Origin of the sequence: Acinetobacter sp. LCT-H3, from assembly GCF_001866125.1 — a bacterium.
Lineage (GTDB): Bacteria > Pseudomonadota > Gammaproteobacteria > Pseudomonadales > Moraxellaceae > Acinetobacter > Acinetobacter schindleri.
This window is the reverse complement of sequence record NZ_MODX01000009.1, coordinates 95,523-115,898: the sequence shown is the minus strand read 5'-3', so window position 1 is coordinate 115,898 and position 20,376 is coordinate 95,523. Positions and strand designations below refer to the sequence as shown.

General features: G+C 42.8%; 18 protein-coding genes. 9 read left to right on the top strand and 9 right to left on the bottom strand.

Annotation, left to right across the window (positions count from 1 at the left end; translation table 11 throughout):
- Positions 1 to 291 precede the first annotated feature (291 nt).
- Positions 292 to 807 (top strand): DUF1543 domain-containing protein, encoded by a 516-nt coding sequence (locus BK820_RS07100; RefSeq protein WP_071320514.1) that lies wholly within the window; start codon positions 292 to 294, stop codon positions 805 to 807.
- 141 nt (positions 808 to 948) lie between these two features.
- Here BK820_RS07100 and BK820_RS07095 read toward each other — a convergent pair whose 3' ends face one another.
- From BK820_RS07095 to BK820_RS07075, 5 genes are all read right to left on the bottom strand, one after another.
- Positions 949 to 1,728: a DUF4262 domain-containing protein gene (locus tag BK820_RS07095; RefSeq protein WP_071320513.1), complete on the bottom strand. Its 780-nt coding sequence runs from the start codon at positions 1,726 to 1,728 to the stop codon at positions 949 to 951.
- Positions 1,729 to 1,805: 77 nt separating this feature from the next.
- On the bottom strand, positions 1,806 to 2,336 hold the full coding sequence (locus BK820_RS07090; RefSeq protein ID WP_071320512.1) for a gamma carbonic anhydrase family protein: 531 nt from the start codon (positions 2,334 to 2,336) through the stop codon (positions 1,806 to 1,808).
- A 111-nt stretch (positions 2,337 to 2,447) separates the two neighbouring features.
- Positions 2,448 to 3,596, bottom strand: a complete 1,149-nt coding sequence (gene dacC / locus BK820_RS07085) for a D-alanyl-D-alanine carboxypeptidase PBP5/6 (RefSeq protein ID WP_048882109.1) — start codon at positions 3,594 to 3,596, stop codon at positions 2,448 to 2,450.
- Positions 3,597 to 3,723: 127 nt separating this feature from the next.
- Complete coding sequence (locus BK820_RS07080; RefSeq protein ID WP_004810468.1) at positions 3,724 to 4,107, bottom strand: MCR_0457 family protein; 384 nt, start codon at positions 4,105 to 4,107, stop codon at positions 3,724 to 3,726.
- Between the two features lie 158 nt (positions 4,108 to 4,265).
- Positions 4,266 to 4,640, bottom strand: coding sequence for an MCR_0457 family protein (locus tag BK820_RS07075; protein WP_004894072.1), 375 nt, complete (start codon positions 4,638 to 4,640; stop codon positions 4,266 to 4,268).
- A gap of 109 nt (positions 4,641 to 4,749) precedes the next feature.
- Between BK820_RS07075 and surE the strand changes: the two genes are divergently transcribed.
- The 3 genes from surE (at position 4,750) to BK820_RS07060 (ending at position 7,487) form a co-directional block, all read left to right on the top strand.
- Complete coding sequence (gene surE, locus BK820_RS07070; RefSeq protein ID WP_008306600.1) at positions 4,750 to 5,526, top strand: 5'/3'-nucleotidase SurE; 777 nt, start codon at positions 4,750 to 4,752, stop codon at positions 5,524 to 5,526.
- 108 nt (positions 5,527 to 5,634) lie between these two features.
- The gene (locus BK820_RS07065) at positions 5,635 to 6,465 is read left to right on the top strand and encodes a peptidoglycan DD-metalloendopeptidase family protein (protein WP_071320511.1); all 831 of its coding nucleotides are present in this window, start codon (positions 5,635 to 5,637) and stop codon (positions 6,463 to 6,465) included.
- A gap of 92 nt (positions 6,466 to 6,557) precedes the next feature.
- A complete protein-coding gene (locus BK820_RS07060) occupies positions 6,558 to 7,487 on the top strand; it encodes a LysR family transcriptional regulator (RefSeq protein ID WP_004810460.1) in 930 nt (309 codons plus the stop codon).
- Between the two features lie 60 nt (positions 7,488 to 7,547).
- Here the strand turns inward: BK820_RS07060 and BK820_RS07055 are convergent, their stop codons facing one another.
- On the bottom strand, positions 7,548 to 8,759 hold the full coding sequence (locus BK820_RS07055; protein WP_071320510.1) for an aspartate aminotransferase family protein: 1,212 nt from the start codon (positions 8,757 to 8,759) through the stop codon (positions 7,548 to 7,550).
- 198 nt (positions 8,760 to 8,957) lie between these two features.
- On the opposite strand from BK820_RS07055, the gene grxD reads away from it, so the two are divergent.
- Positions 8,958 to 9,299: a Grx4 family monothiol glutaredoxin gene (gene grxD, locus BK820_RS07050; protein WP_004810457.1), complete on the top strand. Its 342-nt coding sequence runs from the start codon at positions 8,958 to 8,960 to the stop codon at positions 9,297 to 9,299.
- Positions 9,300 to 9,392: 93 nt separating this feature from the next.
- On the opposite strand, the gene BK820_RS07045 is transcribed toward grxD, so the two are convergent.
- Positions 9,393 to 12,065 carry a Lon protease family protein gene (locus BK820_RS07045; RefSeq protein ID WP_071320509.1) on the bottom strand — a complete coding sequence of 891 codons (2,673 nt, stop codon included), beginning with the start codon at positions 12,063 to 12,065 and terminating at the stop codon, positions 9,393 to 9,395.
- A gap of 196 nt (positions 12,066 to 12,261) precedes the next feature.
- Between BK820_RS07045 and BK820_RS07040 the strand changes: the two genes are divergently transcribed.
- The 4 genes from BK820_RS07040 to rpmE all read left to right on the top strand — a co-directional run bounded on the left by BK820_RS07040 (position 12,262) and on the right by rpmE (position 16,366).
- On the top strand, positions 12,262 to 14,424 hold the full coding sequence (locus tag BK820_RS07040) for an AmpG family muropeptide MFS transporter (RefSeq protein ID WP_071320516.1): 2,163 nt from the start codon (positions 12,262 to 12,264) through the stop codon (positions 14,422 to 14,424).
- Between the two features lies 1 nt (position 14,425).
- Positions 14,426 to 14,827, top strand: coding sequence for a lactoylglutathione lyase (gloA, locus tag BK820_RS07035; RefSeq protein WP_004810451.1), 402 nt, complete (start codon positions 14,426 to 14,428; stop codon positions 14,825 to 14,827).
- A gap of 133 nt (positions 14,828 to 14,960) precedes the next feature.
- Positions 14,961 to 15,941: a bile acid:sodium symporter family protein gene (locus BK820_RS07030; protein ID WP_071320508.1), complete on the top strand. Its 981-nt coding sequence runs from the start codon at positions 14,961 to 14,963 to the stop codon at positions 15,939 to 15,941.
- Positions 15,942 to 16,141: 200 nt separating this feature from the next.
- Entirely contained in the window at positions 16,142 to 16,366 is a 225-nt protein-coding gene (gene rpmE, locus BK820_RS07025; RefSeq protein ID WP_004782616.1) for a 50S ribosomal protein L31, read from the top strand.
- Positions 16,367 to 16,454: 88 nt separating this feature from the next.
- On the opposite strand, the gene BK820_RS07020 is transcribed toward rpmE, so the two are convergent.
- Entirely contained in the window at positions 16,455 to 18,644 is a 2,190-nt protein-coding gene (locus BK820_RS07020; RefSeq protein ID WP_071320507.1) for an EAL domain-containing protein, read from the bottom strand.
- Entirely contained in the window at positions 18,626 to 20,371 is a 1,746-nt protein-coding gene (locus BK820_RS07015) for a cyclic-di-GMP receptor FimW-related protein (protein WP_071320506.1), read from the bottom strand. The genes BK820_RS07020 and BK820_RS07015 overlap by 19 nt, the downstream gene beginning before the upstream one ends.
- Positions 20,372 to 20,376 lie beyond the last annotated feature (5 nt).

Genomic DNA, 20,376 nt, shown 5'->3' with positions numbered 1-20,376 from the left:
CTTTGTGCAACAAAGCCGATCTAAATTAATACTACAACATGTCATAGTACTTATTTTGAAATCTAGGTAATTGTATAACATCAAAAGTGAATCCATTTAATATAATCGCTGTTATACGAAATAGAACTTTATTGATATCTCTTAAAAATATTTACCTAACCCTTCATAAAACAAGGGAAAATATCATTTTATTCGTAAGTTGGGGTAGAGAATACTTCATAACTAATGAAATCGAATTAATTTAAACTATGGATCTTTACTTTATTATTCTACTATTTAAAGGAATCTCCTATGTCTGAACTGCACTTCTACATCACCTTACTGGGCGGTAAACATGAAAAAGCCAATGTAGAAGTACATGATGTAATTCCGGTCATCAGTTCAGATATTGAATCCGCGTATCCTTATTTAAAACAACAATGGTTTGGCTTGCAAAAAGGCCTGCATGTCGATGGCTGGATGAAAATCAATGGCGTGAGTTATCAAGGAGTAAATTATCAGGTCCAGATTAGTGATTTGCCTGTAAATAACAGTTTAAAGCTGTTTATGATCAATCTCGGTGCTTATATCCCAGACCAGTTTGGGGAAATACATAAATATCTGGTGGTAGCTGCCAAAAACAAGACAGAAGCTAAAGCCCAAGGTAAACTGGCAATGGAAAAAGGCTGGTATAAACTACATACCGATGCAGTGATTGATGTCGATGACTGTTTAGAGTTAAACCAGATTGATCAGAAATTTATACATTTGATCGAAGGGGAATTTGAAGCGAACAGCTTTAAGAACGATTATCTGATTGTTCCGTAATTTAAAAAATGGCTAATCGAAATGAAGTGGCCATTCTGATATTCATGAAGTGATATTGCTATAAAACTCCCGGTATTTAATTTTTTTAAATGAAATATTAGGTGTTTAAAGAGAGTTGAATATCATCTTAAACTCACTACTTTAACCAGCGAGTTGATCATTATCCTCTAGTGCTGTAAACACCCATTCATCCCCGATAAATTTCCGGTCAGCTGCCTGTCCATATTGCAGGTCGAATACTTCATTTAAGGTTGGATCGCGTTGGAGGATGTGCTCTAATCCAACCAGTATATAATCCTCCTCAGCCAAGGGTTCTGCTGTCAAAAATTGCCAGTCACCATTGCGTTCATGCAATACGGTAACAATTGGCTGCTCCAGTTCCAGCCATTGCCTAGTCGTATAAATGCCTAAATTTCGTGGTTCGCGGAATTTAAACTCGGCATTGCGATCCAGCAGGGGCTGATCAAATTCAAAAACTTCCTCGAAGCCATCTTCCCAAGGAAATTTATCATTCCGATCTGTCCAGACTAATTGTAAGGCTGGAAACGCTTCATCTTGGTAATAGCTTTGCGCAATCCCAAAATAGTCACCGATATTTCTGCGATCAACTTTTAGAAACTTACAGCGGCTTTCTTTAAAAAATACATTCGGATACGTGTTACTGAGCTGGATGCGTTGACCTTTTTGAACGGCCTCAGTCACATGATTCAGAATAGTCTGACTAAGTTTAGCAGTGAGTCCAAAACAGATAATTTCTGGATGCTGGAATCTTTCATACAAACCAATGCTATAGCTAAAAGGCGGGGAATAATCGGTATGAGTGATCGAAATGATTTGTACGCCGTACTGTCGAATATTAATTCTGGTCTGATTTAATAGTTCATTGCGATCCGGGCAATGATGATCTTCTGTATGTTTCATGGTTTTTATTCTTTGAATTATTTTTTAAATGAACATACAGAAGATTTAAGCTTTCGACAAATGAAATTGTCTAAAGTTTATTTATAGTTGCCTGAAACATTCACATAATTCTGTGCTGAATACGGCAAAAAAGCTTTTTCTTTGTCGGTAAGTGGACGCACTTTTTTCACAGGGCTTCCTACATACAAGTAACCACTTTCCAAAACTTTATTTGGCGGAACAAGTGAACCCGCACCAATCATCACCTCATCTTCAACAATCACATCATCTAAAATAATCGTGCCAATACCGACCAAAACGCGATTGCCAATGGTGCAGCCATGTAATTTTACATGATGACCAATGGTGACATCTTCACCAATGATCAGTGGCGAACCTTCTGGCTTATCGGCTTTCTTATGACTGACATGCAACATGGCATGATCCTGCACATTGGAATTCTTGCCAATCCGGATATGATTGACATCACCACGAATTACGGCAAAAGGCCAAACCGAGACATTCTCAGCCAAAACCACATCGCCAACCACAATCCCCATAGGATCGATATAACAAGATTCATCAATCTGTGGGATCATGTCTAAATAAGAACGTATATTTTGACTCATAGGGATCTGTTCATTAAAAGTTTAAGCGTCATGTGCAAAGTATAAAATAAAAAGCACCCATCTGAATGAGTGCTTTGGTCTTAGTCTAAGGCTAAAACAGTCTGTTTAAACTTAGAATAAGTTACTGAAGAACTGTTTGATATGATCCAGCATACGCGCAAAGAAACCAGCTTCTTCTACAGCTTTTAGTGCAACAAGCGGTTTTTCAGCAATCACTTTACCGTCAAGAGAAGCAACGTATTTACCTACCACTTGACCTTGTTTTAAAGGTGCAGTCAATTTAGGTTGAACTACGATTTGCGTTTTAATCTCATTCGCTTTGCCTTTTGGCATGGTCACATTGAAGTTTTCAGCAAGGCCGATTTGAACTTCATTTTCCTTACCAAACCACACTTTAGACTTGGCTAAGACTTGTCTGCCGGCCTGAACATTTTTAGTTTCATAGTTTGCAAAGCCCCATGCCAAAAGTTCACGTGTATGTGTTGCACGATCCTGCATAGATGGCGCACCGAAGATCACAGAGATCAAACGCATTGGACCACGTTTCGCAGAAGTCGTTAAGCAGTAACCCGCTTCATTGGTATGACCTGTTTTCAAACCATCCACACTTGGATCTGTATACAGCAGGGCATTACGGTTGCCTTGCTTGATTCCGTTAAAAGTAAATTCTTTTTCAGAATAAATCGGGTAGTACTTTGAACTGTCTTTAATGATGTGCTGTGCCAGCATGGCCATATCTTTGGCAGTCGAATAGTGACCTTCCGCAGGCATACCGGTTGAGTTTACAAAGCTGGTATTGCTCATGCCGATACGTTTTGCTTCCTGGTTCATCATATGTGCGAAGGTACCCTCGTTACCTGCAATATGTTCTGCCATTGCTTTGGAAGCATCGTTACCTGACTGGATGATGATACCGCGCAGCATCTCAAGTGCTGTCGCCGTGCCGTTTAGCGGAACATACATACATGATTCAGAGCTACTACCTCGACACCATGCCGATTCGTTCATACGAACCTGTTCATCTTCAGTCAGTTCACCGCTTAATAACTTCTGTTCAATGATGTAGCTGGTCATCATTTTAGTCATTGAAGCAGGGGCTAGTTTTTCATTTTCATTTTTAGATGCGAGAATTTGCCCTGTTTCGTAGTCCATTAGCACATAAGATTTATTATTCAATTCTGGTGGTGCAGATAGGACAGTTGCTGCAAAGCTAAAACTAGGAATTAATAATAATGCAGCAAGAGCAGTTTTTTGGGTCATTTCTAGTAGGTTCCAATATCTTGATGTAAGCACGAAGAGCCTAGCATTTTAGGACAAAGCTAGGCGGACTTCTACGGTTTGCAGTGGCTTATTTCAAAAGTATTGTAAGCATGGCGGCAGAAAAAAATCAGGATTTGCTATAAGTGGTGAGTTCTGTACAAATCGCTTGATTTTTCTGCTGACCTGCTTTCTGCGCATCCTGTTGTGCTTCTTTCAGGATCGGCTGGAATTTTGTGTTTTTGCTAAGCTGATTCAAGGCTTCTACCGGGTTCTTTTGACCAGGCATATATTCACTGACCAGCTGACTATAACCCGCTTTAAATTTATTCTGGTCTTTCACCATACCTGGGCAAATTTCTGAAAGTACATAAATGGCCGCAAGCTCATGCTGAGTCACTTCTTGAATTGGAGTGACTTCAATATTGGTATCGGCTGCAAAACTTTGTGTAGTCAAAATGCTGAAAGTTGAAAGAGTAAAAATGCCAAAGGCTTTAATGAATAAATTTTTCATTGAAAATCAAAAGCTCAAATTAAAAATTAAGATGGGCTTAGATTAACTAATTTTGAAGGAATGAAAAGATTAAAAATGTAAGGAAGCCGTAAAATAATGGAGAAAATCGTTATATAAACAGGATGATGGCGCTGCATCATCCTGTCAGAAAGTCTGAGTTAGATTTGTTGGGTGATCAGGTCATTACACACTGCCTGATGTTCATCTTTAGCGGTTTGCTTTGCTTCCTGGCGTGCTTCTTGAAGTGCTGACTGATATTCCTTGTCCTGCTGGATCTTGTCATAAGTCATAGATTTATCAGAATAATCGGATAAGTATTGTTTAATCAGCTGTTGAGTGTTCTGCTCAAATTTGGCATTTTTACCCACAATCCCCGGACAAACTTCAGTGAGCACTTGAACTGAAGCCAGGTCTTCCTTAATAGTCAAATCAACCTCAGCAGATAAATTTTCAGCTGAAAAAGCAGGAGAGCTCAGGCCAGCAGTCAGAGCAAAAGCCAGTGCGGCTACAGCAACCGTATTTTTAATCATCATGAACCACATATATTAAAGATGGATGTTGAACGATAAATATATATAATTCCGTGGCTAATACAAACAAATGTCCCAACCAGTCATTTTTTGGGACGAACGGGATTTTGCTGTGAATATATTGATATCAAATGATGATGGCGTATTTGCTCCGGGCATACAAGCACTAGCGCAGAGCTTAAAAGCCTTAGGCCGTGTAGTGGTTGTTGCACCTGAAAGCGAACGTAGCGGATTTTCCAGTGCATTAACCCTTGACCGTCCATTGCGACCGATTCAGATTGCTCCAGATGTTTGGGCAGTAAATGGTACTCCGGCAGACTGTGTTTATCTGGCCATGAATGGTTTGTTTGATGTCGAATTCGATCTTGTGGTGAGTGGCATTAATAGCGGTGCCAATCTGGGGGATGATGTATTGTATTCAGGCACAGTGGGGGCAGCATTTGAAGGTCGTCTAGCAAAACATCCTGCACTGGCTATTTCTTTGTGTGGGCAAAACGTGCGTGCTTATACCTCACCAGAAGATTATCGTGTTGCAGCGCAATGGGTTCATGACTTTATTGCAGCAGGTTTGCCAGCATTGCCTGAGCGTCAGATCTTTAATGTCAATATTCCGGATATCGCTGAGCTAAAAGGAACCAAAGTGACCTTCCAAGGTCGCCGTAGCCAGTCTAAACCCATTAGCAGTCATGTGGATCCGCGTGGCCGTCAGGTTTACTGGATTGGTCTATCTGGTGAAGCAGTTGCAATGCCAAAGCATCAAGGAACTGAAATTGAGTCAGACTTTTTTGCCATCGCCAATGGTTATGTCAGTGTGACGCCAATCCAGATGGATGCTACAAACTATGACGTACTTCACGAATTACAGGGTCAGATTTTAAATAAAATCTAACTAATGTTATAACTTTGTGAATAGATGGACATTGCAACCTTATTTGCTGTGTTTTTTTGCTAATCTAATCGAGTTTTTTAAACCGTATAGATGTTAGAGAGGAAGATAATGTTCCTGGTGTCACCGAAACGCTTTATTGCTTTGCCTACAGGCCTGATTAAAACGTTAGTACTCACAACAGCAGTGGTTTCAGCAGTTATCGTAACTGGGTGTGCAACCAAACCTTATATTAATAATTCCGCACGTTATGCTGCAGCACCTGATTTTTATACGGTTCGTTCAGGTGACACTTTAAGTGGCATTGCAGCACGCTATGGTCTGAGCTATATCAGTGTCGCGGAAATGAATGACATTCCTGAGCCATATCGTATTTATGTCGGTCAATCGATCCGTTTGAAAAATACCAAACGCAGTACGACTACTCAAGTCGTTGATACTTCAGTACCTATCCAGCGTAAAACTGTCGTGGCTCCAACGCCGGTAACTCCAGCGCAGACCAGTGTTAAAACGACACCATCATTAACACCAAAAGTCACTACACCTGCTCCTGTGACGACTGTACCATCATCCGGATTACGTTGGGTAAAACCATCGAATGGTGCAGTATTGCAGCAATACAATCTGGCTTCAAATATTAAGGGCATACGTTACGCAGGTAATGTTGGTGATCCGGTATTTGCCGCTGCTGATGGTCAAGTGGTGTATGCTGCTGACGGTCTAAAAGAATATGGCAATCTGGTGCTGGTCAAACATATTAATGGCTACATCACTGCGTATGCACATAACAGTAAACTTAACGTGAAAAGTGGTCAAAATGTAACCGCAGGCCAGAAGATTGCAGAAATGGGTTCAAGTGGTACAACCCGTACCATGCTTGAATTCCAGGTACGTTTGGATGGAAAACCGGTGAATCCTGCATCCGTTTTACCGAATAGTTGAATAAAAAGGTGAAAATGCTAAATTTCACCGTATAATACAATGAGTTGCTTTTATCAAAGGATGAAGCACCTCATAAGTTTAGAGGGGAATTTATGTTAGATCAACTTCGAGCAATGGGCGTATTTGCTTGTGTTGTAGAGAAAAACTCGTTTAGCGGTGCTGCACGTGAACTGGGTATTACTACCAGTGCCGTAAGCCAGCAGATTCGATCGCTGGAGCAGGACATGGAAGTGATTCTCCTGAACCGTTCCACACGAAAATTGAGTTTGACTGAAGCAGGCCAGGCTTTTTTCTATAGCTGCCAGGAAATGTTATCCGCTGCTGAACGTGGCAAAGTCCGTATCAATGAGCTACGTGATGATCTGGTTGGTGATCTGCGTATCGTTGCAACTGCAGAACTGTGTTCAATGCATGTGATTCCGGCATTGTCGCACTGGATGTCTGCGCACCGTGGTTTGACAGTGCAGTTTGAAACACAAGATCAACCGCTTGACCTGAAGGATGGTCGTGTTGATATTGAACTGCGCCTTGATCAAGTCATTGACGATAGCAATGTTGAAGTCGTTCCACTTATTCAGATTGAACAGATTCTGGTAACAGCACCCAGCTACATCAATCAATCTGTTTTAATTACACAGCCGGATGATCTGAAGCAACATGACATTTTGTCACTCAGTCATTTGAACAATCATCAACAATTTTATTTCCAGCATGTCAATACAGCCCAAAAAGTTGAACTTGAACTGAGCTCACGACTAAACACCAATAACAGTATTGTGGCGAAGTCGATGTGTCTGCATGGCAATACCATTGCCCGCATGTCATATCTGGATGTACAAAAAGATTTAATAAACGGCTCTTTGATTGAAGTCCTGCCTGAGTGGAAATTACAACCATTTACGCTATATGCAGTCATGCCAAAACGTGAACAACAACCTATAAAAATTCTCCGTTGTCTTGATACCTTGAAACAATATTTTGGTCAGTTGTCTGGCGGACGTTTGTTGCAAATCGCATCATAAACTGCAAAGAATTAAAAAAGCCGCTTGATGCGGCTTTTTATGTTTCTGGCTTTTAAGAAATTAAGCCAGATATGCTTTAATCATTTTAACCAGACGTTCAATCAGTTGATCGGCCTGTTCCTGAGTAATGTTTAGGGTAGGCAGCAGACGTACCACATTGCCTGCAGTTACGTTGATAATAGTTTTATATTCATCACGCGCGATATCTACCAGTTCGCCACATGCTTTTGGCAATTCAATACCAATCATCAGGCCAAAACCACGAACAGTGACATGCTGATCACCAAGCTGGCTACGGAGTTGCTCAACGATATAAGCACCTTTTTCAGCTGCATTCGCCACGATATTTTCTTTTTGCATAATATCAAGGATGGTATAAACAATGCGTGAACCTAATGCTGTACCGCTGTAAGTTGAACCATGGTTCCCGGCAGTTAAAACACCAACACCACGTCCTTGGGTCATCACCGCACCAATCGGAAAACCATTACCCAGACCTTTTGCAGTGGTCAGTACATCTGGAACAATATTGGTATGCTGATATGCAAAGTATTTACCGGTACGGCCATTACCTGTCTGAACTTCATCCAACATCATCAGCCAGTTATGCTGGTTGCACAGTTGACGGATTTCTTCCAGGTAGCTGAAGCCTTGTGGTGCAGTATTGACACCGCCTTCACCTTGAATCGGTTCAACGAAAACAGCTACGATGTCAGGGTGATTAATTGCTGCCTCCTGAATCGTTTCGATATCACCAAATGGTACGCGGATAAAGCCTTCAACCAGCGGTCCAAAACCTTCCTGAACTTTTTTGTTACCTGTCGCCGAGAGGGTAGCCAAAGTACGACCGTGGAAAGAGTGGTCAGCCACAATGATTTTTGGTGAAGCGATGCCTTGCATATGGCCAAATTTACGTGCAATCTTGATTGCACCTTCATTGGATTCTGCCCCGCTATTCGAGAAGAAAATTTCTTCCATGCCTGAAACTTCAGCCAGTTTTTGTGCAGCAGCAGTCTGCCATGGTACTTCAAACAGGTTGCTGGTGTGAATCAGGGTTGCGGCCTGTTCAGCAATTGCTTCAGCAAGTACCGGGTGGGTATGCCCCAGCCCACATACTGCAATACCGGTCAGAGCATCTAGATACTCAGTACCATCTTCAGTATAAAGATAAGCACCTTGTCCTCGGACAAAACTGATCGGCTGACGGCCGAATACCGGCATCAAGTGTGAAGGTTGATCAGTTTGCACAGGAGCAAGGGTAATGTTCTTCATGACTAACTCTTATCTGTTAGGTGGATTGAAAATTGAAGTCATAGATGCCATATATAGACATAACGACAGGACCTATATAAGCAAAATCTCAAACAGAATAAAAGCTGAATTGTAAATAAAACATGAAATATTGTTTTAGACATACTGTTTTAGTTCATTTTGAGTATAATGCGAAGCAGATTTATTGAGGATATATCAATGACTGAACAAGCACGCGATACAGAAGCGTTAATTCGTGACCAAATTGCCAAACACGCAGTACTTCTTTATATGAAAGGCACACCACAATTCCCACAATGTGGTTTCTCTGCTCGTGCGGTTGAAGCACTCAGTCAAATTGGTCGTCCATTTGCTTATGTGAATATCCTGGAAAACCCAGACATTCGCGCAACTCTTCCAGTTATTGCGAACTGGCCGACTTTCCCACAATTGTGGATCAATGGTGAATTGATCGGTGGTAGCGATATCATGCTCGATATGTTCCAGAAAGGTGAATTAAAGTCTTTAGTTGAACAATACAGCCCGGCACCTGAAGCTTAATAGATTTATTAGACTTGCAGATGTTAAAAAGCGCTTCCAGAGAAGCGCTTTTTTATGACTGAAATTTAACACTTAAAATGGAAAGGGGCAGGATTAGTTTTCTGCCTTATTCTCAGAGGTTTCAGATTTTTCCAGTTCTTTTGATTCAGCCGCAAGTGCTGCTGCAAGCGCATCTGGATCTGCCTGAATATCCTTTACTGGTGCTTTGTCTTTTTTCTTTTTCTTCTTTTTTTTCTTTTTCTTTGGCTCTTCTTCCTCAAGCTCGGCACCATCTTCAATAGCTTGCCAGTAATCCAGTTGTTCCATCACCGCAGCATAAATCGAATGCTTGCTGTAACGGCCTTTCTTGTCCAAGGTACCAACCGGACGTGCCATTAGAATTTCCAGTGCTTGATCGATGGTATCAATCGCATGAATATGGAACTGACCTGCTTCAACTGCTGCAATTACATCTTTACGCAGCATCAGATGCTGCATGTTTTGACGTGGAATAATCACACCTTGCTTGCCAGTCAAGCCTTGCAATTTGCAGGCATCGAAGAAACCTTCAATCTTGGCATTTACCCCACCAATTGGCTGTACCTGACCGAGCTGGTTCATGGAACCGGTAATCGCCCAAGACTGGTCAATTGGCAGCTGGCTAATGGCTGAGATTAATGCAGAGAGTTCAGCTACAGTAGCACTGTCACCATCCACCTGACCGTAACTTTGTTCAAACGCCAGAGCTGCAGAGAAGTGCAGGGTTTGTTCACGACCGAAATGCGCTTTCAGGAAAGATGCCATCAGCAATACGCCTTTGGCATGTAGTGAACCACCGAGTTCCACGCTGCGCTCGATATCCAGAATGTCACCACCACCTTGATAGACCGATGCAGTTAAACGTGAAGGTAAACCAAATTCCACGTCCGCATAGTGAATGACAGAAAGGGCATTGATCTGACCAAGACGGTGACCACGTGTCTCAATCAGCTGGGTACCACGAGACAGATCTTGCCAATATAGCTCACGTAAATAGCCTAAGCGATATTTGCGATGATCCAGGGCAGTATTGATGTGTTTTTCTGAAACCATTTTGTCATCAGCTTTAAAGGCATGATGATGCGCTTCACGAATCAAATCACCCAAAGTCAGCGCATGTAATGACAAGGAGCTTTGGTCTTCAGCCTGACGGCTTGAATCAGTCAATAAGGCAGCCAAGGCAGAACGGTCAAAAGGCAACAGTTTGTCTGCCTGAACGTAATCTGCAATGAGCTGCATATAAGCCTGCTCATTTTCGTCATTACGTTGTAATGTATCTGTAAAGTCAGCACGGATTTTAAAGATACTGCCCAGCTCAGGTTCGAGCTCCAGAATTTCATAATAGATTTCTGGTTCAGCTAGTAACACGATCTTGATATCAAGTGGAATCGCCGCTGGCTCGATCGAAATACTGCCCGTTAGCGTTAGCATATGTTCCAGAGAAGACAGTTTCAGCTGACCAGATTTCAATGCACGTTTTAGGCCTTGCCATGCATACGGTTGTTCTAAGAGTTGCTCAGCTTCAATCATCAGGAAGCCGCCATTGGCACGATGCATTGAGCCTGGACGGATCAAGGTGAAGTCAGTGGTAATCGTACCGTTCTGGGTTAACTGTTCTACATGACCGAGCAGGTTGTAATGGGTTGGGAAATCTTCAAAGATTACCGGCGCACCGCTGTTTGGCTTATATGTCACAATGACATTGGCCTGATAACGGGACGGCACACGACTGAACAGGCCAGGAGTAAAGTCATCTTCTTCCTGTTCCAGCACAATCTCGACATTATTAATGATGTCTTCCGCATAGAATTTCAGATATTTATCCAGGCCTTCTACATCTTTAAATTTAGCCAGCATCTGTTCAACACGCGGTACAACCACCTGTTTGGCAATCTCACGGTTGAGTACCTGTACACGGTCACGGGCATCATCTTCCAGATCACCGAGGTGCAGGCCTAGGCGTTCCAGTTTTTTATCCATGTAACGCATGTTGGATGCAATTTCAGCACGATCTTTATTGCTCAGTGCATTCAGATCATCTTGTGTCATTTCCTGTAACTTGTCATCTTTGAGATGAACCGGTACAAAACAGTGCTCATCATTGCGAGAGATCAGCTTTAAATCGAATTCTTCACCTTCACGGGTCAGTTCAATCAGCGCTTGCTGCTGTTCATCACCGGTTTGCTGACGGATCATCTCAATACGGTTGTAATAGGTTTCCGCAGTAAAACGACGTTCCAGCTGTTTAAGAATGGTTTGCCAGCTTTGATGCAGCATCGTCTGGAATTTAGGACCTTGACCTGCAGGAAACTGCAATGCAATCGGCTGGCGGGAATTCTGGAAATTATTAACATAAACCCAGTCATTTGGTGTTGCTACTGTTTTGGCATGTTGCTGTAGCAGACGTTTGACCATGGTGCGCTTGCCAAGACCTGCGGTTCCGACAGCAAAAATGTTATAGCCTGAATATGGCAGGGCAATCCCGGCTTCAACTGAGGCACGTGCACGATCCTGACCAAGAAAATTATTTAATGGTTTAATACGCTTGGTCGACGCCGGAATTTTATCCAGTTTTGGAATATGTGTCAGTTGCGTGGGCTGCAAGCGGGTTTTTTCAAGAGTAGGTTGTATTTCGCTTTGTTCAAATGCTGTCTTTAATAGTTCAGCATGGTTTTGTTGTGCAGTTAGGGTAGTGTTAATCGTATTGGCGGTTATTGAAGAATGAATTTGATCGAGTCTCTGGGTCACTGTTGATGTCCAAAACGAAATAGTGCATTAATGATTTAAGGTATACAGAATTAGCCGGAAAATTCAAGCCAACATGTCGCTTTTGGCGTAAAAAAATAAAATGATCTATGCAGAGAAAATGGTAAATCTTGTTGAAAGATCCTGTATTAAAGGATTGAATAGCAACTACTGGTTTTTTGCGGAAAATAATAAAGCAATGACAACACAAACGACGGGTTGGAAATCCGCCTTTACAGCCTTCTTGGACCGGCGTGCGCTGATCATGCTGTTTCTGGGTTTCTCAGCGGGTGTCCCGATTCTCCTGATTTTTTCAAGTCTGTCTCTCTGGCTCGGTGAAGCGGGTATTAGTAAAAGTGCTGTAACTTTCTTTAGCTGGGCTGCCTTGGGTTATTCCTTTAAGTTTGTCTGGGCACCACTGATTGATGAACTACCAGTGCCATTCCTGACTAAGGCTTTAGGTCGACGTCGTGCCTGGTTGCTGATCGCCCAAATTCTGATTGTTTGCGCGATCTGTATTATGGCTTTTTCAGATCCGGCTTTAGGACAACTACATCTTCAGCAGATGGCGCTTGGTGCAGTCTTGCTTGGCTTTTCCGCAGCAACTCAGGATATTGTGATTGATGCCTACCGTATTGAACTGGCAGAAACTCAGATGCAGACCGTGCTGGCTGCAACTTATAACGCAGGCTACCGTATTGGTATGATTGTCGCTGGTGCGGGTGCATTGTTCCTTGCCGCTTACCTAGGTACCGCAAAAGGTAACTATATTTATGATGCCTGGAAGTGGACCTATCTAGCCATGGCTGCGGTGATGTTGGTGGGGATTATCACGACGCTTTCAATCCGTGAACCGCAGGTCGATCGTGTACGAAAAACCTATATACGCAGTGATTATTTCCGCCTGGTCGGGGTGTTTTTTGTCGCGGTCATTAGCTTTGTATTGAGCTATGTATATTCAGGTAACCTGGTGAGCATGTTGACTGAACAGTTTGCCATTCAGGATACCTTTGCATTATTTACTTTTGAATCTTTGCGTTTTATCGGATCTGGTGCAGTCGCATTCGGTGTGGGTGCCGCCTTGGTGAAACTGGGTGCGGTGAACCGGGAAATGGCCTATGAAACCTGGGTCAATCCGGTTGCAGATTTCTTCAAGCGCTATGGCCTAAAACTGGCTTTGGTCCTGTTATTGCTGATTGGTTTTTATCGTGTTTCAGACATTATTGCTGGTGTGATTTCTAATGTGTTCTATCAGGACATGAACTTTAGCAAGGAGCAGATTGCTGAAGCAGTGAAGGTCTATGGGGTGATCTTTTCCCTCTTAGGTGGTTTCCTGGGAGGATTATTGGCCCAGAAGATGAATATCATGAAGCTGATGTTTGTCGGTGCCATTCTGGCCTGTTCTACCAATCTGATCTTTATTGGTTTGGTTAAATCCGGGCAACAGCTAAATCCGGTAGATATTCAGGTTGGACAGCAACGCTATCAGGCAGACACGGATGAAGTTGGTTACTGGAAAGTGAAAGTACCCGTACAGGTACTCGCTGATGCCAAGCAGATTCAGGTTCAGGCGGCTTATGCCAATGCTAATACGACTGATAGTCCAGTTAGCCTGTCCATGCCATATTTGCTGCAGACTTCAGGTAATGCACAGCTGCAGGTTTTACCAATTACCAGCGACAATACCCTTCATGCTAATGAAGAAGGGAGTATTGTGGTTCGTGGTCAATATGTCGGTGAAGCTTTACAAGATAATCAGAAGATCATTTATGAGCTGAATGATGAGCGTTTTGAAGCCAAGCTGGAAGAACAGGGGGTGTTTAGTACAGCTATTCCAGCAGAAAAACTGAAATCTGCGCCAGCGCATTTAATCAGTGCGGTACTAATGGAGGATGAGCGAGCTGTTCAGCAAGTGACACATGTCTATCAGACGAGCAATGATGCTAAAAATACCAAGATGCTTGATGTCGATATCCAGCCACTGGTTCCTGTGGATGTGAATCGTAATACTGATATTGAAGTGACAGGCAAGGTGATCAAGCCATATAGCTATGCCTGGCTGTATTTTGCGATTATCGTCGACAACCTGGCTGCCGGTCTGGCAGGTGCAGCATTTATTGCCTTCTTATCCAGCTTGACCAGCGTATCTTTCACTGCAGTCCAATATGCGATTTTTAGCTCACTTATGACACTAACCCCTAAGATTTTAGGGGGATATTCAGGTACTATAGTCACCAATATCGGTTATCCGAACTTCTTCCTGATGACTACATTGATCGGAATTCCGATTCTCATTTTAGTGGTCTGGGTTGGAAAATTACTCGGTGAACACCAACAACAATCTGGCAATAAGGATGAATAATATGCGCATGCTGCATACCATGTTACGTGTAGGCAATCTGGAACAGTCACTAAAGTTCTATACTGAGGTGCTTGGTATGACTTTACTTCGTAAGCGTGATTATGAAGAAGGTCGTTTCACTCTGGCATTTGTAGGTTATGGTGATGAAGAGAACCATACCGTGCTCGAGCTGACACATAACTGGGATACAGACAGTTATGAACTTGGCAATGCTTATGGCCATATTGCGATTGCAGTCGATGATGCCTATAAAGCCTGTGAAGAAATCAAGGCACGTGGTGGCAAGGTGGTTCGTGAAGCAGGTCCAATGAAAGGCGGTGTAACCGTTATTGCATTTGTTGAAGATCCAGATGGTTATAAAATTGAACTGATTCAGCAGGACCATAATGCACGTAATAACTAAGTGTGATATGTGAAATGTATTCATGTAGAGATGAAAAGATTACATCAATCTGAGTGCATAGCCTGGGCCCGGTATCTGTTAAGATAGCCGGGCATTTTTATATCAAACAATAAAATTTAAGGGATGAAAGGATATGCTTAAGTTATTGGCATTGGACCGTTTTACTATACTGCTTTTTATAATGGTGATACTTGCCAGTTTTGTTCCGGTATCAGGACAGGCGGCTGAAGTCTTTTCATCTATTACCACGGTTGCCATTGCTATCTTATTCTTTCTGCATGGTGCCAAGTTATCACGTGAGGCCGTAGTTGAAGGATTGATGCACTGGAAACTACATACCTTGGTGTTCGCATTTACTTTTGCACTGTTTCCTATAATTGGTCTGTTGGCCAAGCCGATCCTGGTTCCGTTATTAGGTCAGGAACTGTACTGGGGCTTCCTGTTTATGTGCTTCCTGCCATCAACAGTACAGTCTTCGATAGCCTTTACTTCAGTGGCACAGGGGAATGTCGCCGGTGCGGTGTGTAGTGCCTCATTTTCCAATATTGTCGGTATGTTTATTACCCCGGTATTAGTAGCCTTTTTTATTTTGGGTCAGTCACAACATGGTTTTGATCCCACCTCATCCATTATGCAGATCACTTTACTGCTTCTGGTGCCGTTTATCCTTGGGCAAATTCTGCGTCCTTGGGTATTTCCACAAATGAAGAAAATGCCAGAAATCGTTAAGTTTTTTGATCAGGGTTCGATTCTCATGGTGGTTTACGGCGCATTTAGTAGTGCCGTTGTGGCAGGGCTGTGGCATCAAGTAAGCTTATCGACTTTATTACTGCTCATTATTGCCTGCTCAGTCTTACTGATTTTGGTGATGCTGCTGGCCCTGTTTGTGCCGCGCTGGATTGGTTTTGATAAAGCGGATCAAAAAACTATTTTTTTCTGTGGTTCCAAGAAAACTTTAGCCAGCGGCGTGCCGATGGCACAAATCCTGTTTATTGGTCAGCCAATTGGCATGATTGTATTGCCGATCATGATTTTCCATCAAATTCAGCTGATGGTTTGCGGCATTGTTGCCAATATGTGGTCCAAACAGGTTGAAGTTAAAACTGAAGAATAATTCGCTTATTAAATTTGTTTCACGTATAATATTGCCCAACTTGTTGTGCTTAGCTCTGACGGTATCCGTCTCGGTGGGCCAAAAGAATGGTCTGTTGTGGTGTTGATCTGCCTGAATTTGATTCTGGCCTTTCCTCAGTTTCTGAGAGTGATCAATTGCGATGACAGCAAAACCTTCTTGATCTTTATGGAGAATCGACCATGCGCGCCGATATTCACCCAAAATATGAAAAACTAGTTGCTACTTGTTCATGTGGTAACGTAATCGAAACTCGTTCAGCTGTTGGTAAAGAAACGCTTTACCTAGACGTATGTTCAGCTTGCCACCCATTCTACACTGGTAAGCAAAAGAACGTTGACACTGGCGGTCGTATCGACAAGTTCAAACAACGTTTTGCTGGTATGTCACGTTCTGTTAAACGTTAATACCCAAAATGAAAAAAAACGGGCAATTTGCCCGTTTTTTTGTGCCTGAAATTTGTGAATTCACAATATTCAGGTGTGGTACAGGCGCTTAGCGCTCCTGTACATCAATCAGATGATCCAGTTTTTTCTGGAAGTAATCACCCTGAATGAAGCGTGCATCGACATTCCAAGCATTAGCAAAAGAAGTCATGTCATTCAGTTCACGTAACAGGAGATAAACCGGTTTGATTTCCAGGTATCCAGTGATTTTTTCCTGAAGTTCCTCGGTATTGGAATTCAATTGCGCAGTGAGCTGTGGATGGATCGTTAAGGCATTTACATCCATTTCACGGAGCAAGGTCTCACTATACATCGAATTGCCGAATTCACGAATCGCAATCTCTGCGCCATGGTCACGCAGAATACGGATATATTTCTGCGCATCCTCGCGGTTCAGAATCAGATCCTCTTCAGCAAATTGTAAAGTGAGAGGATGCTTTAATTTACTGCGAATAATCGTAATCAGCTTGGAGATAAACTCAGGAAAACTACGGTCTTTGAAGAGCACGGCACGATTCAGGTTTACGATCAAGCTGGCTTCAGGATATTGGGTGATAAAGTTATGCAGTTGCTTGCAAGACTCGACCAGAATCCAGCGATCTAGCTTGATTGAAAGTTCATCATCTTCACGCAGTTCCAGCAATGCGGAAATATCCTGCCATTTATTTTCAAAAATAAAACCGCTGGTAACCTCATAGGTATACAGGTTGCTATCTTCCTTGTCATACAGCTGCTGATATTTCAGATGGATTTCGCCACGCTCCAGGCATTGACGCAGTGCATGCAGGATTGAACCTGGCATCGCTACTGGTGCTGCCGCCGTAGCTGGTGTTACAGGCGTTGGAACTGGTGCAGATACTGGACTAGAGGCTGACTGGGCTGCAGCTGGTTCGGCAATACTGAATTCCAGACTTGGAACAGCTTCTGCAGGTGCAAGCATATCCGATGGAATATCCAGCACAAATTCGGAAGACTGTTGTGCTTGAGGTAATGGTGTAGAGAAGGCACGAGCAATATGCTGATCCAGCTGTGCCTCATCATGTAGTTCACCGTCGAGTTTGGTATAACCGATGCGTAAGTTCAGAGAGCAGGTCTGCTGATTGACTGTAATCAACTGCGGTTTGGTTAATGCAGCTAACCCAATCAGTTTAGATTCCAGAATTTCCTGAGAATCGGCCTGAATGACACCGACCAGGACATCATGTTCAAGTTTAAACAGCGATACACGAACCTGTTCTTTCAGGAAGTTCTTAACTTCATGGAAGTAGCCTGTGTAGATCGCCCAATCTGCATTGAGAATTTGAGGCTCATAAGCAGCAAGAGAGAAGGTGATTAATGCATTGGCATTGGCAGGCTCACGGTTCAGCTCACGTTTTAGTAATTGTAACGTACTTGGCTTGACTGCTGCTTTTTCAGTTGTTGTAGCAGATTGAGTCTTCGCAGTATCAATCGTTAGCTGTAAAGCATCTTCTTCACTGGTAGATGCCAGGAACTCAAGCTTGAGGGGGTTGACTGCAGCAATCTTTGGATTGGTTGAATGAATTTCAAAACCACCCAGCTCGAACTGACCTTGGGAAATTTTCTTAAAACGGGTCTTAAATTCGTTTAGATCTTGTGGTTGTAACAGATCCAGTAAAGGCAAACCGATAATGTCATCTTCAGAATTCAGGCCAAACAGTTTCAGGTAATCTTCATTGGCCTGAATGTGAATGCCTTCCTGAATGGTGGCTACCGCTTTGTTACTGTCCTCAACCAGTAATTGTGCCTGAGTTTGTGCTGTTTCCAGCTCTTCTATTAAATGTTGCTGCGACTGGGTCAGACGGCTGAAAGACAGGGCACGTACCAGACCGAGGTAAAAGCGTTCTGGATATTCCAGATTCAAAATGTCATACACACCTTTCTGGATATAACCGGTATATTGATTAGCCTGATAGTCATCAGGTTTAAGCAGCAGAATCGGCAAGTTTGGCTGTTTCGATAGGCGTACCAGACTGAGTGCCTGTTCATATTTCAGGTCATACGCACGGCCAAAGATAATCAGGTCCCAGTTGAAATTCAACTGCTTTTCAAAGTTCTGCAGGTCATCCAGTAGAACTGCATCCACCTGATATTCATTGGCGGTCAACAGATCACGAATCTGGTTAAATCTAATTTGATTATCATCAATAATCAGTAAACGTGTTTCCGTACGTTTTAACTTTTTAGACAATAATGGATTTCTCACTTCAATGCTTCCCATAAATCGTGATTATTGATTTCATTCATTTGCTTGTGAATAAAGCCTTTAATGATCTGTTCTTCCTGATCATTCAATAATTCATAGTCAAATCGAATAAAGCTTTGTGTGATCAGCTGTGCTTTGGTCAGATAGATTTTTATTTCACGACCATCAACACGCAGGTGAATCGTCTGTTTTTCCCTAAACATCTGTACACCTGACACAATAATACTATTCGAAATCTGATCCAGTTGGGTTGTCTGTACTAGTAAAGCTGGCTGATAATTTTTTAGATGACGGTCGGTCCGTGCATAAACTGCACATGGGAACAGGTCTTGCGCCAGAATTTCCAAGCCTAGTTCCAGACTTTTTTCTGTTGACTGTTTGATCCAGCGGATCACACCACCACGCCATTGGCTTTGGGCATTTTCCTGAACCAGAATAAATTCGCCGGTTTTCAGATTCGATGGGGTAAAGCCGGTCCACTTAATCCGGTAACCATTGACGCTGATGTCCAGCACTTCGGCATGGTGAATCTGCTTGGCTTCACGATCTAAGGCTTTGATATGACTAAATGAACCTGGTACAGTATTTTCTGAAGCGCTGACAAAGCTACTTTCACTCTGGAAGTTATAGCCGCCTTCAACATCTAGGGTTTCATGGAAGTTTTTGCCTTGAGACAGGTAGAAATGTGCAGCCGACAAACCAAAACAAATATTGATATGCGCTGAGTATTCATAACGCTCATGACGACGTTCCATGGTGGTGGTCAACAGGTTATAGATATGGAAATGTAGTGCTGGCGTGAGGAACAATTTTTCATTACGCGACAGATACTGGGCATTTTTGGTTTGTGTACCTGCCAGATGTTCCATCAGGTTCTGAGTAGCAATAAATATGCTCGGCTTGAAATGGTCATTCAGACGCGAGTTATATACCGGTGGCAAGTCTTTGCTGCTATCGACTGCATAGCGGGACAGGGTAGTTTCTTTAGGTAAAACCTGAACCAGTTTGGCCCAGTCAAAACTGCAAAGATACAGTCCCTGAATTTCTGCCGGTCGGATTTGATGAGTATTAAAGATTTCCAGCAGGATCAGCTGTGCATACGCATTCGAAATATTCTGTAGCTCATGCTGAGTACCCAGGACCTGATTGATATTGCTCTGATGGAAATTATTTTGCATTGCAATTTCAAGTAGCTGATGAGCTGCAAGCCATTGGCCCATCACTGGCTTGCCATACAGCATATGCTGTTGATACAGCAGCAGGCTGAGCTGTTGCAAAGCATAGTAAATCGAAACCATACGTGCCGTGGTCAGACTTTTCTTTTTTCCCAGTTTAAATAAAGAAAAACTGCTGTGATTCAGCTCATGATTACAGCGCTTGGCAATATCAATATAGGCCTTGGCAAAATGACTACGCAGCAGCATTGCCAGTTCAATAATCTGGTCATTACGGTCAGTAGTAATCAGGCCTTGATTGACGAAGTGTTTTTCCAGGCTGGTCAGTACATTTTCAAGAGTCGGATGCAGTACCTGAATCAGGTCAAACCGCAGGGTTTCAGAGCACTTCAGTTCAGACATTTCCAGTAGGGCACTGAACAGTGACTTGGAGGATGTCCCCAGTTGCAGGATCGAAATTCCTGCAACCCATTCCTGCAAGGCTTTTACATTGGCTGGACAAAAGCTCAGTTGATCCAGTTTAAGTTCCGTCGGCGTTTGAAAAATATCTGAATTATGTTTACTCATTTATT